The organism is Sinorhizobium chiapasense (assembly GCF_045277575.1).
GTDB classification, from domain to species: domain Bacteria; phylum Pseudomonadota; class Alphaproteobacteria; order Rhizobiales; family Rhizobiaceae; genus Ensifer; species Ensifer chiapasense_A.
Genome location: NZ_CP144205.1, coordinates 1,335,253 through 1,348,366, shown reverse-complemented (window position 1 = coordinate 1,348,366; position 13,114 = coordinate 1,335,253). Strand labels below are relative to the sequence as shown.

11 protein-coding genes and 1 pseudogene are annotated in these 13,114 nt (G+C 61.8%); 5 read left to right on the top strand and 7 right to left on the bottom strand.

The window, feature by feature from the left end:
- The first annotated feature begins 756 nt into the window (after positions 1-756).
- From QM996_RS06555 to trmFO, 4 genes and pseudogenes are all read left to right on the top strand, one after another.
- On the top strand, positions 757-900 hold the full coding sequence (locus tag QM996_RS06555; RefSeq protein ID WP_064816990.1) for a DUF1127 domain-containing protein: 144 nt from the start codon (positions 757-759) through the stop codon (positions 898-900).
- Positions 901-998: 98 nt separating this feature from the next.
- Positions 999-2,340: pseudogene (locus tag QM996_RS06550) on the top strand (IS3 family transposase).
- 425 nt (positions 2,341-2,765) lie between these two features.
- Positions 2,766-2,909: a DUF1127 domain-containing protein gene (locus tag QM996_RS06545; protein ID WP_064816989.1), complete on the top strand. Its 144-nt coding sequence runs from the start codon at positions 2,766-2,768 to the stop codon at positions 2,907-2,909.
- Between the two features lie 102 nt (positions 2,910-3,011).
- Positions 3,012-4,430 (top strand): methylenetetrahydrofolate--tRNA-(uracil(54)-C(5))-methyltransferase (FADH(2)-oxidizing) TrmFO, encoded by a 1,419-nt coding sequence (gene trmFO / locus QM996_RS06540; RefSeq protein WP_500269752.1) that lies wholly within the window; start codon positions 3,012-3,014, stop codon positions 4,428-4,430.
- A gap of 84 nt (positions 4,431-4,514) precedes the next feature.
- On the opposite strand, the gene QM996_RS06535 is transcribed toward trmFO, so the two are convergent.
- From QM996_RS06535 to yajC, 5 genes are all read right to left on the bottom strand, one after another.
- Positions 4,515-4,982 carry a hypothetical protein gene (locus tag QM996_RS06535; RefSeq protein WP_500269751.1) on the bottom strand — a complete coding sequence of 156 codons (468 nt, stop codon included), beginning with the start codon at positions 4,980-4,982 and terminating at the stop codon, positions 4,515-4,517.
- A gap of 155 nt (positions 4,983-5,137) precedes the next feature.
- Complete coding sequence (locus QM996_RS06530; protein WP_500269750.1) at positions 5,138-5,980, bottom strand: phytoene/squalene synthase family protein; 843 nt, start codon at positions 5,978-5,980, stop codon at positions 5,138-5,140.
- A gap of 21 nt (positions 5,981-6,001) precedes the next feature.
- Positions 6,002-6,388 carry an Mth938-like domain-containing protein gene (locus QM996_RS06525; protein ID WP_173518123.1) on the bottom strand — a complete coding sequence of 129 codons (387 nt, stop codon included), beginning with the start codon at positions 6,386-6,388 and terminating at the stop codon, positions 6,002-6,004.
- Between the two features lies 1 nt (position 6,389).
- The gene (gene secDF / locus QM996_RS06520; RefSeq protein ID WP_500269749.1) at positions 6,390-8,960 is read right to left on the bottom strand and encodes a protein translocase subunit SecD/SecF; all 2,571 of its coding nucleotides are present in this window, start codon (positions 8,958-8,960) and stop codon (positions 6,390-6,392) included.
- A 47-nt stretch (positions 8,961-9,007) separates the two neighbouring features.
- On the bottom strand, positions 9,008-9,343 hold the full coding sequence (gene yajC, locus QM996_RS06515; protein WP_500269748.1) for a preprotein translocase subunit YajC: 336 nt from the start codon (positions 9,341-9,343) through the stop codon (positions 9,008-9,010).
- Between the two features lie 291 nt (positions 9,344-9,634).
- Here yajC and QM996_RS06510 point away from each other — a divergent pair, with 291 nt between their 5' ends.
- Positions 9,635-10,504 carry an ATP-binding protein gene (locus QM996_RS06510; RefSeq protein WP_429817071.1) on the top strand — a complete coding sequence of 290 codons (870 nt, stop codon included), beginning with the start codon at positions 9,635-9,637 and terminating at the stop codon, positions 10,502-10,504.
- Between the two features lie 119 nt (positions 10,505-10,623).
- On the opposite strand, the gene QM996_RS06505 is transcribed toward QM996_RS06510, so the two are convergent.
- Together QM996_RS06505 and QM996_RS06500 are read right to left on the bottom strand one after the other, a co-directional pair.
- Entirely contained in the window at positions 10,624-12,177 is a 1,554-nt protein-coding gene (locus tag QM996_RS06505; protein ID WP_500269747.1) for a peptidoglycan DD-metalloendopeptidase family protein, read from the bottom strand.
- A gap of 181 nt (positions 12,178-12,358) precedes the next feature.
- Entirely contained in the window at positions 12,359-13,003 is a 645-nt protein-coding gene (locus QM996_RS06500; RefSeq protein WP_500269746.1) for a biotin biosynthesis protein BioC, read from the bottom strand.
- Between the last annotated feature and the right edge of the window lie 111 nt (positions 13,004-13,114).

The window sequence follows — 13,114 nt, the reverse complement described above, 5'->3', positions numbered from 1 at the left end:
TAGAGCCCCTATATTCAAATCATCAAAGGCGAACGAGGGCAGCAAGCCAGACGATCGCCAGCGGAACTGGCCAACCGCCTCAGGACACTGGGAAAGGCCCGGGCAAAACCCGACAGAATTCGGATGAGCGTACTCCTCCTCCCAACGCTCCTCCGATCAGATTGGCAACACTCCTCCTCCCGGTTGCCAATCACTTCAAATGACGCTCGCTGGACCTCCTCCCCCAGCGAGCGTTATTGTTTTCAGCCCTCCTCCCACAAGAAAGCCAGCGCCTCGAGCAATTGCACAATATTCGTGCACATTACGGTCGCGCCCGCCAGAGCCATGCACCTATTGCATAGGTGCCATTCTGGAACAGCTCTACCCTTCCGTCCGGCTCCATACTATCTTCAATTCATCGATCGGGGCGGCGCACTCCTCCTCCCAGCGCCCCTCGATTTGGATCGGCGACACTCCTCCTCCCGGTTGCCGATCAGAACAAAGCGACGCTCGCTGGACCTCCTCCCCCAGCGAGCGTTGTTTGTTTTCCGGCCGTGGATTTCGGTCGAGACCTTCAACCACCACAACCCGATTGCACGATGCGCATCGAGCGCCATTGGTGGCCTGGCGACTGCGCCAAGGCTTGCACCTGATGCATGGGTGCGATGCAGCATTATCTCTGTAACTTCTGCTCAAAACGATTATATTTCAGATCATCAGATGACGGCCAGCAAGAGAGATAGAGCGCTGGCAAACGACCCTAGAAAGGATAGGATCATGAACCTCGCACGTTCTTTCAACAATTGGCGCAAGTATCGTCAGACCTGCAACGAGCTCGGCCGCATGACCGACCGGGAGCTCAGCGACCTCGGCATCGGCCGCGGCGACATCCCGTACGTTGCTCGCCAGGCGATCAAGTAATTCAGGCTGCGCTTCGAGCGCAACCGACCTCCAGTAAAAGCGCCCTCCGGTTCTGAACTGACCCCCGAAAGTTGGACATCAACCTTCGGGGGTTTTGCATGTCCAAGCACAGCACGGTTTTCAAGCAGTCTGTCGTCGCGTTTTATCTGCGCGGTGATCACGGCTACGGCAGCGTTGGGGCGCGGTTCGGCATCGATGACGCGACGGTGCGCAAATGGGTGGCGGCTCATGCGGCGCATGGTTTGGCGGGACTGGAGAAGAAATACGGCCACTATGATGCCGAGTTCAAGCTATCGGTTCTGCGTCGGATGTGGGAGGATGGGTTGTCCCGTCGGCAGGCAGCGGCGATCTTCGGCATCCGCAATGCCGGCTGCCTTTCGGAATGGGAGAGGCGATATGAACGCGGCGGCTCGCAGCCTTGACCCCGCGCCGGAGAGGAAGGCCGCCATCCATGCCAGAACCACCCGTCAAAGCCAGTGGAGCGGATGCTTCGCGGAGCGATGACGCCAAGAGCCGTGAGGAGCTGTTGGCAGAACTGAACTATCTGCGCATGGAGAACGCCTACCTAAAAAAACTGGAGGCCTTAACGCGGGAACAGGCGCCGAAAAAGCGCACGTCGTCCAAGCGTTAAGGCCGTTCTATCGGCTTGACGGCTTGCTCAAGCTTGCCGGCCTGGCGCGCAGCACGTTCTACTATCAGCAGCAGGCACTCGCCCGGCCCGACCGGCATATCGTGCTTAAGGACCGGATCCGATCAATCTTCGCGGCCCACAAGGGCCGCTATGGCTACCGCCGGGTGAGCGCAGCGTTGCGCGGACTAGGCGAGACGGTCAACCACAAGACGGTTCAGCGGCTGATGGTCGAGCTGGGCCTGAAGTCGCTGGTCCGGCCGAAGAAATACCGCTCCTACACGGGCCAGGCCGGACACGTAGCGCCCGATCGCATCCAGCGGCAGTTCGCCGCCGAGCGCATGAACCAGAAATGGGTGACCGATGTGACGGAGTTCAGCGTGGCGGGCGAGAAGCTCTATCTCTCGCCGGTCATGGACCTCCACAACGGCGAAATCATCGCCTATGAGACCGCCAGGCGGCCGGTGTTCAAACTGGTCGAGAGCATGCTCACCAAAGCTCTGAGCCGATTGCAGGCCGATGAACGGCCGATCCTGCACTCCGACCAGGGATGGCAATATCAGATGCCGGCCTGGCAGCGCCTGCTTCAGGCAGGCAACATCGATCAGAGCATGTCACGCAAAGGCAACTGCCTCGACAACGCCGCCATGGAAAGCTTCTTCGCCATCCTCAAATCCGAGTTCTTCCATCCCACGCGCTTCGACAGCATCAACAGCCTGCAAGACGGCATCGCAGACTACATCCACTTCCATCACCGCATCAAACTGAAGCTCAAAGGGCTGAGCCCTGTACAATACAGGACCAGCCCTTAAATCATCCCAGCCTATGAACCGTCCAACTTTACGGGGTCAGTTCATTCATTCCGGGGGGCGTTTTTCGTTGCCCAAACCGCGGATATCCCAACGCGCTTTCGCACGTGCGAGATACACCTGAGATCTGGTCGACAACGCCCGGCGGAATAACACGAGCCACGCTCGCCAGAGGCGCAGTGAGCGCGCGCCCGTGATTTCAGAAAATATTTAAAACACAGATGCTTAGCGCAGCAAAAACAGCATTCTAATTGATCGTTAATCGATGCCGCGTTTTGAAGCGGTGCCCATCTATGCGGCGATGCACTGCACAAATGCATAGCAGCTGCATTTTCTTTGCACTCCACCTTCTAATTAGACAAGCGTATAAGAACCTCAACGACGCAGACAGATGGCTGTCGCGACAAACTGATTTTGAGGAAAAGACCATGAACCCGATTCGTATCGCAAAAAGCTGGATCAACTACCGCCGCACCGTCAGCGAGCTCGGCAACCTGTCGAACCACGCTCTCAATGACATCGGCATCACCCGCTACGACATCCGCAACATTGCGGCCCGTTCCTTCCGTTAATCCGAACGGTTCGAACTGACTTTTCGAAACGGCGTCCCTCGGGGCGCCGTTTTCATTTATTGACATTGGAACGAAGGGCCGAGCCGTGATAGGAAGCCGGCCATGAGCAAAGACACCACTTCCCACTCTCCCATCCATGTCATCGGCGGCGGCCTTGCCGGCTCGGAAGCCGCCTGGCAGATCGCCGAGGCCGGCGTACCGGTCATCCTGCATGAAATGCGCGGCGTGCGCGGCACCGACGCGCACAAGACCGACGGCCTTGCCGAACTCGTCTGTTCCAACTCGTTCCGCTCGGATGACGCGACCAGCAATGCGGTGGGCGTGCTGCATGCGGAAATGCGTCTCGCCGGCTCGCTGATCATGAGGTCCGCCGACGCCAACCAGGTTCCGGCCGGCGGCGCGCTTGCGGTGGACCGGGACGGCTTTTCCGACGCGGTCAGCGCGGCGATCGCCGCCCATCCGCTGATCACAGTCGTGCGAGAAGAAATCACCGGCCTGCCTCCGAAGGAGTGGGACCTTGCCGTCATCGCAACCGGCCCGCTGACGGCGCCCGATCTTGCCGAAGCGATCCGCAAGGAAACGGGCGCCGACGCGCTCGCCTTCTTCGATGCCATCGCACCGATCGTCTACACCGAGACGATCGACATGGATGTCTGCTGGTACCAGTCGCGCTACGACAAGGTCGGCCCCGGCGGCACCGGCAAGGACTACATCAACTGCCCGATGACCGAGGAGCAGTACAACGCCTTCGTCGACGCGCTGATTGCCGGCGACAAGACCGGCTTCAAGGAATGGGAAGGCACGCCCTATTTCGACGGCTGCCTGCCGATCGAGGTGATGGCCGAGCGCGGCCGCGAGACGCTGCGCCACGGGCCGATGAAGCCGATGGGCCTCACCAATGCCCACAACCCCACGGTCAAGCCCTATGCGGTCGTGCAGCTGCGCCAGGACAATGCGCTGGGCACGCTCTACAACATGGTCGGCTTCCAGACGAAGCTGAAATACGGCGCCCAGGCGGAAGTTTTCCGCATGATCCCGGGCCTGGAGAATGCCGAGTTCGCCCGCCTCGGCGGCTTGCACCGCAACACCTACATCAACTCGCCGACGCTGCTCGACGGTACTTTGACGCTGAAATCGCGGCCGGGCCTGCGCTTTGCCGGACAGATCACCGGCTGCGAAGGCTATGTCGAAAGCGCCAGCATCGGCCTCCTTGCCGGCCGCTTCGCCGCTGCCGAGCGCAAGGGCGAGCTATTGGCTCCACCGCCGGCCACCACCGCCTTCGGCGCGCTGCTGAACCACATCACCGGCGGGCACATCGTCTCCGACGATGAGCCGGGCAAGCGTTCGTTCCAGCCGATGAACGTCAATTTCGGCCTGTTCCCGCCGCTCGAACCGGGCGCAATCACGAAGCCGGAGGGCGCCAAGCGCTTCCGTGGCAAGGAAAAGGCCGTTGCCAAGAAGCAGGCAACGGCGTCACGCGCCCTCGCCGATTGCGCCGCATGGCTCGGCAAGTCTGCCTGACGGCGAACCCGAAACCAGACAACGAAACGGCCCGCTCGCGATGACGCCAGCGGGCCGTTTCTTTTGAACGGATCTCTGAAACCGCTACTCGCTCGCCTGAGCCGCCGAGGACGGTTCCGATTCGGCCTGCGTGAATTCCGATTTCGGGTTGAAGCTGCCGAGCAGCCACAAGGAAACTTCGGCCGCTTCGCCTGCGTTTTGAAACTCGAAGGCGTTGTCCAGGTAGGCAAAGTCGGGGAAATGCACGATCAGCCCACGGCCGGTCTCGGAGCTGTTCACCCGCACCTTTCCCGGCTGGATTACATGGCAGACATAGTGCGTACCATGCGATTGAATGAAGCCCGCCTTGCCGTCGTGCAGCCTCAGGAATATCGCCTTCCGATCCGCGGTGGAATGCAGCGCACGGATCGCCTCATCCGGAAAAGCACGGCCGAATTCAACCATCGCAGAGCCTGCATCGGGATTGTCCCAATCCCGCTCGGCGCGGGCGTTCATCCACATGTAGAATGCGCCGGCCAGTACGATGACGGCGATGAGCAATAACCAAAGCATCCGCGGGCGCTCCCCTTCGCTCGGCGTGACGCCGATAAAACGTTTCTATACGCTGCGAGGCTTGTGCCAATGTGTCGTCCCGTCGGGGCGACTAAGCCGAACGCATTGGGTTTTTGACCGGTAGCCGCTCCGCCTCGACCGGCTGTCTTGGCGCGTTAGAAGCGACGACGCCGGGCGGCGCGCCACATCCACCATTGCCGCCGCCATTGCACCGGACGAATAGGCGTCTTCAAAAGCCCGGCGCCAGCCGCCTCAGCCCGATCGAAGACCGGCTCGGCTAACGCAACTGGCACGAAGGCGGGAAAGTTCGACGGCGAGATCGTCGCTATTTGCGCTCGAGCCTTGGCAAGATGGTCCCGTCCGAACCCGGCGAAGGCCCGAATTGCCCGGCTGATTCCGTCGGTGTCTTCCCCGGCGATGAGCCCTTCGCGATCGACGCCGGTCGCGCGCAACAGTTCTGCCGGCAAATAGACCTGACCGCGTTTCAGATGCAGCGGCAACAGCATCAGGAGGCCGGCGACGGTCTGCGCGACGCCGGCGTGGCCGGCGGCCTCCGCGGACTTTGCCGCATTCTGCGGATCGAGCACCAGCGACGAGAGCTGGATCAGGGCCGAGGCGGTCTCGCCGGCATAGCCCTCAAGCGCCGAGCGGTCTTCCATCGGATCGTCGTAGAGATCGAAAATCCGAGCGTCGATCATGTTCTGCAGCACCGAGACCGGCAGCCGATGCGCGCGGATGCACTGGAGAATGGCTTCGGCGAGCGGATGCCCCTCGCCGGACCCGGCACTGTTGCCAATGAGATCGCGCCACCATTGCATGCGGATTTCGCCTGGAATCGGCTCATGCACGAGATCGCGAATTCGCGCGATCTCCGCGTTGAAGGCATAAAGCGCGGCGAGCGAGCGCTGCTTGTCGGCGGGCGCCAGCAGGCAGGCGAGATAGCGGTCGCGGTCCGTGTCCCTGAGGTCGGCCAGGATCTGAGCGGAAATGTCTTGCACGTCGTCTTCCTCGGATCCCGATCAAACGGCGATCAGCGCGACGGCGACTGCACGCGATTCGGCCAGCATCACATTGTAGGTGCGAACCGCAGCCCCGGTGCTCATCGGATCCGAGGATACGTTGACGGCACGCAACGCCGCCTTCAGGTCTGCAGGCAGCGGGCGGATGTCCTTGCCGGTGCCGACCAACAGCACTTCGATGTCTTTCGCCTCATCGATGACCTTACGGAACTTCTCGACCGCCAAGGGATCGCCTTCCACCACGTCCCATGCATAGACGCCCGAGGGCAGCATCAGGATCGAGCCGCGATGCGACATGTCGGCAAAGCGAAAACCACCGTTGCCATAAGCATCGATAGGCGCGCGGCCCGGAAAATGCGCTTCGCGGATTTCAATACCCTTGGGCATTTCAAACTGTACCCTTTGCCGCGCCGGCAGCACCCGTATCCGCGCCGGACGCGTTTTCGTCCCCCGGAATGTGGTCGGTCCGCTTCCTGAAGAGGATGAGGACCGGGCCGGCGATGTAGATAGAGGAGAACGTCCCTACGGCGACACCAAACAGCATGGTGACGCTGAAGGAACGGATGAGGCCGCCACCGAAGAGATAGAGCGCAGCGAGCGCCAGAATGGTCGTCAGTGCCGTCAGGATCGTGCGCGAGAGCGTCTGGTTGATCGACGTATCGATCAGCACCGAAAGCGGCATGCGCGGATAGCGGCCGAGATTCTCGCGGATGCGGTCGTAGATCACCACCGTATCGTTCAACGAGTAGCCGACGATCGTGAGAACTGCGGCGATGCTGCCAAGATTGAACTCGATCCCGGTCAGCACCAGGAAGCCAATCGTCAGCAGCACGTCGTGCATGGTCGCGATGATCGCGCCGACGGCGAAGCGCCACTCGAAACGCAGCCAGACATAGAGCAGGATCGCCATGAAGGAAATCGCGAGCCCAATCGTTCCGGCGCGTGTCAGTTCGCCCGAAACAACGGGGCCGACCACTTCGACACGGCGGAACTCGTATTCGTCGGCCAGTTCCGTCCTGATGACGCCGGCGGCGGTCTGCTCGGCATTGTCGCCCGCCTCTTGAGACGGCACCCGAACGAGCACATCCTCGCCCGAGCCCAGTTGCTGTACCTGCACTTCGCCGAAGTTCAGCTCGTCGAGGCGGGTGCGGAGGTCGGCAACGTTGACCGCACCGCCCTTGGAGTGCAGCTCGATGATCGAGCCGCCCTTGAAGTCCACACCCAGATTGAGCCCGATGCCTGCAAGCAGGAGTACGGAGGCGGCCGACAAGGCGGCCATCAGGATGAAGGCCGGATTGCGTATCCGCATGAAGCGGATGTCCAGATTGCTGAAGCGACCGGTCCGAATGCCCTTCGGCAAACGTTCCGACTTCCACTGCCGAAGCCAGCGCTTCACGATCAGGCGGGTCACCGTATAGGCGGTGAACAGCGTCGTGACACTGCCGATCGCCAGCGTTACGGCGAAACCGCGCACCGGCCCGGAGCCGAGGTAGAACAGGATGGCGCTGGCGATCAGCATTGTCAGGTTGGCGTCGAAGATGCTGCTGAAGACGCGGGAGAAGGCGTTGTTGATCGTGCGACGCAACGGCTCGCCACCACGAACTTCCTCACGCAGGCGCTCGTAGATCAGCACGTTCGAATCGACCGCGACGCCGATCGTCAGGATGATGCCGGCAATCCCCGGCAGCGTCAGTGTCGCGCCTGACGCAGAGAGTGCGGCGAGGATCAGGACGATGTTCAAGGCAAGCGCGATCACGGCAAAGACGCCGAAAACGCCGTAGAAGAAGATCATCGAGGCGGCCACGGCAATCGCCGCAACGAGGCCGGCCTTGAGCCCATCGGCAATAGCGTCGTTACCGACCCCGGGGCCGACCGTCCGCTCCTCGACGAAGGTCAGCGGGGTCGGGAGCGGTCCGGTCCTGATGAGGGCGGCGAGATCGGCAGCGGAGTCGGCCGGCAGGTCGGCAGAAATGCGCGCTGTGTCGCCCTTGACCGCGTCCGAGAGTTTGGGCGTTGCGGCTACCTGGCCATCAAGGACGATCGCAATTTTCGCCTCCGGCTGCTGCGCCGTGACCGCTGCGACGCGCTGCTGCGAGGCAGCATCGAGCTTGACCGCGACCGACGCCGTATCGCCGGCAGCATCCGCTTCCGGCTGCGCGGCGAGAAAACTGCCCGTCGCCAGCAGCGGATCTTTCTGGACCAGATAGGGAACCGGCGGATCGTCGTAGGAATAGAGAACTTCTGCGCCCGCCGGCACTTGCCCCTCGACGGCCCGCTGCACCGGTACGGACGTGTCCAGCAATCTGAAGGTCAGACGAGCGCTTTGGCTGAGCAGGTCTTTCAGTCGTTGCGGGTCGTCGAGGCCCGGCACCTGGACGATGAGACGATCCTTGCCGCGGCGTTGGATCAACGGCTCGAGCACGCCGACTTCGGCGACACGACGGCGCACCACGTCGATAGACTGATCAAGGGCCAGGGACAGCCGATAGTCGATCCCCTCGTCGGTCAGGCGCAAACGGACGAGCTCATCCTCGGCGGCGCTGTCAAACACGACTTCTGAAATTGCCCCTCCGCCAAAGCCACCGATTTCGACCGGCGCCGTCAGCGTCTTCAGTTTGTCGCGAGCGACCGAGAGTTGCGCACGGTCCCGAACCCGGAACGAAATCGCCTGCCCTTCCCCAGAAAGGCCGATATAGGCGATATCGGCGTCCCGCAGCGACTTGCCAACTTCGCTGGCGACCGCTTCGAGCCTTTCAGCGACGATATCGCTGCGCGCGGCCCGCAGCATGAAGTGCGAGCCTCCCTGGAGATCGAGGCCGAGCGCCACCTGGCGATGAGGCATCCAGGACGGTAGTCCGGCTACCTCCTCACGCGTCAGAACGTTCGGCAGGGCAAAGGCGATGCCGGCGAGAGCCACCAACCAGACGAGGATACGTTTCAATGGCGGAAATCTGCGCATGCCCAAAACGCTCCAGTTGTTCGTCGGATGGTGACTGTCCGCGTCCCTTATTCTTTCACAGGTTCGCCTTTGACGCGAACTTCAGATACGCCGCTGCGAACGACGCGGATCTTCACGCCTTCGGCAATTTCGACTTCGACCTCGTTGTCATCGACGACCTTCGTAACCTTGCCGACGATGCCGCCACCGGTCACCACCTGATCACCACGACGGATGTTCTTCAACAGCTCCTCGCGGCGCTTCATCTGGGCGCGCTGCGGACGGATGATCAGAAAATACATAACGACAAAAATCAGCAGGAACGGCAGGATGGACATGAGAATGTCCGCGCCGCCAGCGGAAGGGGCGCCGGCTGTCTGCGCAAAAGCTTCGGTAATGAACATCGATCACTCCTTGAGTTCAAATATCGGCGGTTCCTCCGCACCAAATCGGCCGGAATATAGGGGCGCGCAGCCGCTCTGCAAAGCAGCGGCACCCTTACCCGTTCCTGTGCCTCTGACACAATTTCAACAAGAGTAGAACCCCCCGCGCGAGGCTCTGCGGCCTTTTCCAGCGCAAACCTGCGTGCTACCGGGTGTCAGTTAACCGTACAGTCGCAGTCGCGTGCCGATTCATGCGGCCCCTCGTCCTTGCGGCGCGACCAAATGATTGAATCAGTTGTTGGAGATAGACAGATGCCGGAAGCAAAGATCGACGTCCTCATCAGGGAAATGCAGAAGCTTTCCGCGGCGATCGAGCGCATGGCCGGTCCCGCCGCAGCAAGCAACGATTGGAACGCCGCCGAATGCTTCGTCTGGGCGCCGGCCACGCATCACCTGCAACCCGTCGCCAAGCCCAACCGTATCGAATTGTCGCTGATTTCAGGTGTCGACCACGTCCGTGACATTCTGCTGGACAACACGCTGCGCTTCGCCGAGGGTTTTCCTGCCAACAACGTGCTGCTCTGGGGTGCACGCGGCATGGGCAAGTCATCGCTGGTGAAGTCGGTGCATGCGCAGGTCGCCCGCGAGACTGGTGTTGCCGTCAAGCTCGTCGAGGTGCATCGCGAGGATATCGCCACCCTGCCCGCCCTGATGGACATCCTCAAGACGGCGCCGGTGCCGGTGATCGTCTTCTGCGACGACCTGTCCTTCGATCATGACGACACGTCCTACAAATCGCTGAAGGCCGTGCTCGACGGTGGCGTCGAAGGTCGTCCGTCGAACGTGCTGCTCTATGCGACCTCGAATCGTCGCCATCTGCTGCCGCGCCACATGATGGAGAACGAGCAGTCGACCGCCATCAATCCTTCCGAGGCCGTCGAGGAAAAGGTGTCGCTGTCGGACCGCTTCGGGCTGTGGCTCGGCTTTCACAAGTGCAGCCAGGAAGACTACCTTGTCATGATCGATGGCTATGCAAAGCACTACGGCTTCGCCGTCGAGGCCGAGACCTTGCATGCGGAAGCACTCGAATGGGCAACGACGCGTGGTGCAAGGTCCGGCCGCGTCGCCTGGCAGTTCATTCAGGATCTTGCCGGACGCATGCGCCATCGCCTGGACGCATAGGCTCGCGATCGCATCGCTGGTCACATCTGCTCTACGATCAAAAATACCGCCTGTCGGCCCGACAGGCGGTATTTGATTTTTCCGTCTCGATCGCGCCCGACTAGGGAAATGGCTGCGGACTATTCGAGGAAGGTCGCCGGGTTTACCGCCGTGGCGTTCTTGCGGACCTCGAAGTGCACCTGCGGCTGGCTGGCGCGACCGGTCATGCCGGACGCCGCGAGCGTCTGGCCGCGCTGAACCTTCTGGCCGCGCTGAACCTTGAGCTCGGAAGCGTTGCCGTAGACCGTAACCGTGCCGTCGTCGTGGCGGACCAGGACGGCGTTGCCGAGTTCCTTCAGGCTGCTGCCCGAATAGATGACGACGCCGTTTTCGGCCGCCTTGATTGGCGTGCCCTCGGGCACCGAAATGTTGATGCCGTCGTTGCGGTTGCCGTCGACATTGGCGCCATAACCGGCAACCACCGCGCCGCGCACCGGCCAGCGATATTTGCTGATGCCCGTCGACTTCGGCGAGTCCTCATCGACATCCGTCTTGACGGCCGCAACGTCCGTAACGCTCTGCTTGGCAGCCGGCGGCTGGTATTCTGCCGGCTTATTCTTCTCGAGCGAAGCAACCTGCGGCTGCTCGGCCTTCTTGCTCGGAACCGATGCGGTCTTGACCTGGTCCGGTGCGGCGCCGGCTGCGCCCGGCAGTTGCAGCGTCTGGCCGACACGGATCGATTCCGCAGTCAGGCCGTTCGCCTGCTTGAGGGCAGAGACGGACACACCCGTCGTCTTGGCGATGCGATTGAGCGAGTCGCCGGGCTTGACGGTATAGGTTCCACTGCCGTTACCTTCGCCGTTCGTCGCCGGCTTGCCAGCAACGACATCGGTCTTGCCTGCGCCCTTTTCGCGGGACTGGGCAGAGCCCGGCAGGATCGCAGCGTCACGCTGATCATTGGGCAAGGGCGACGGCTGGCGCTTGTTGCCATCGAGACCGGCAATCGAGTTGGTCGCAGCAGCCCTCGCCGGACTGCCCACGGAACCAAAGGTCGGGATCACCAGCCGCTGACCGGTTTCAACCTGAGCGGCAGACTGCAGACCGTTCGCCTTCAGAATTTCCTTCTCGGGAACACCGAAACGCTTGGAGAGGACCGCGACGTTGTCGCCGGGGCGAACCATGATCGTCGGGGCGTTCTGCGTCGTCCAGCCACTCTTGCTCGCGGTCTCCTTGACTGCGGCCGGAAGCGTCTGCTGTGTCGCGATTGCCGCCTGCTGACGTGCCGCGGGGAACGGCTGTGCCTCGGGACGCTGATGCGTCGTCGAGCTCGGGTCGGCGAGTGTCGTGCGCTGCACGGAGATCGGCGTCGAAGCGCCACGGGCCGTAGACATCGGCGTGGAAGCGGTATTCACCGGATCGTAGCCGTCCTGGGCGCCCGCAGTCGGATAGGGTTGACCGAGAGCCATGTTGCGCGAATCTGCTGGAGCGGCCATCTGACCGACCGCCACATCGCCGCGCGGAACCGGCGTCGCGTCGCGTGGGATTGAATTTGTGGTGATGTTGTCCGACCGGGAGAACAGGCCGTCAAATCGGCTGGCATCCGAACTGCAGCCCGTTGCGGCGCCTGCTAGTAAGACCGCCACGCACAGGCGGATCATGGACTTTCCAACCCCGGGAGATACAAACTGACGCATGACGCTTACCCACTCCGAACGCAACTCGATGTGGGATGATTAAAACGTATTAGAGTTACCGCCCGGTTAAGGTCGGTACCACCAATGGACTAATTTGACGAAACGCTAACCATAGGCGCCGGCTCGCCGCATCCATGGCGCCGAACAAGCCTGGTGACCGCGCACTTTTGCGCGACAAGTTTTAGCTCAGTTCGGAATAGAGACGCTCGATTTCGGAAACCGAACGCCGCTCCGTTGGTTCATCTTCATAGCTGATGCTTGTCAGATCCCAGGCGAAGATCGGACGTCCCTCCGGACGGACCGGGGTTTCGGACTGAGCGGTCTTGTCCTCTTCGAGCAGCACGCTCACCAGAGTCTGGAACGTGGCCTCGCCATCAAATCCGCTTGCCTGCTCATACTCGAGCGACCGCAGACCGGCGACGGCGGCCTCGCGCGTCCCGAAATAGCGCAGGCTGTCCTGATCCTCGGGGCGGAGGCTGTCGTAATAGTCGATGAAGTTCTTGTAGTAGGCCTCATGATCGCCGGCATCCAGAAACCTGCCGAAGGCCTGATATTCGCGCGACGCCAGCTGCGGAGTCAGATGATTGTTCCACTCGTCCCGGCTGAGCGGCGGTTGCCCGTCCGATGCCTTCTTCGCCTGGCTGAGATAAAGCAGAGCGTCGGCGGAAAGGGAGATGCGCGGAGTGGGGTCGAAGAAACTGGCCGCAAGAGCCTGCGCGGCCTGTTCGTCCTTGCCGCCGGAATTTGCCTGACCGGAACTGCGCCCGGCAAGATTATTCAGCCCGTCGCCCGATGCTGCGGCCGTCAGCCTGTTCGCGATCTGCATTTGCCGTCTCCGTCAATCTCACGATCCGGCAGCAACACCCTGGTCGAGCAAGAGCAACGACTCGCGGGAGGAACCCATCGTGCAATGGAGGCGTATGGCGCGAAGCTTGCG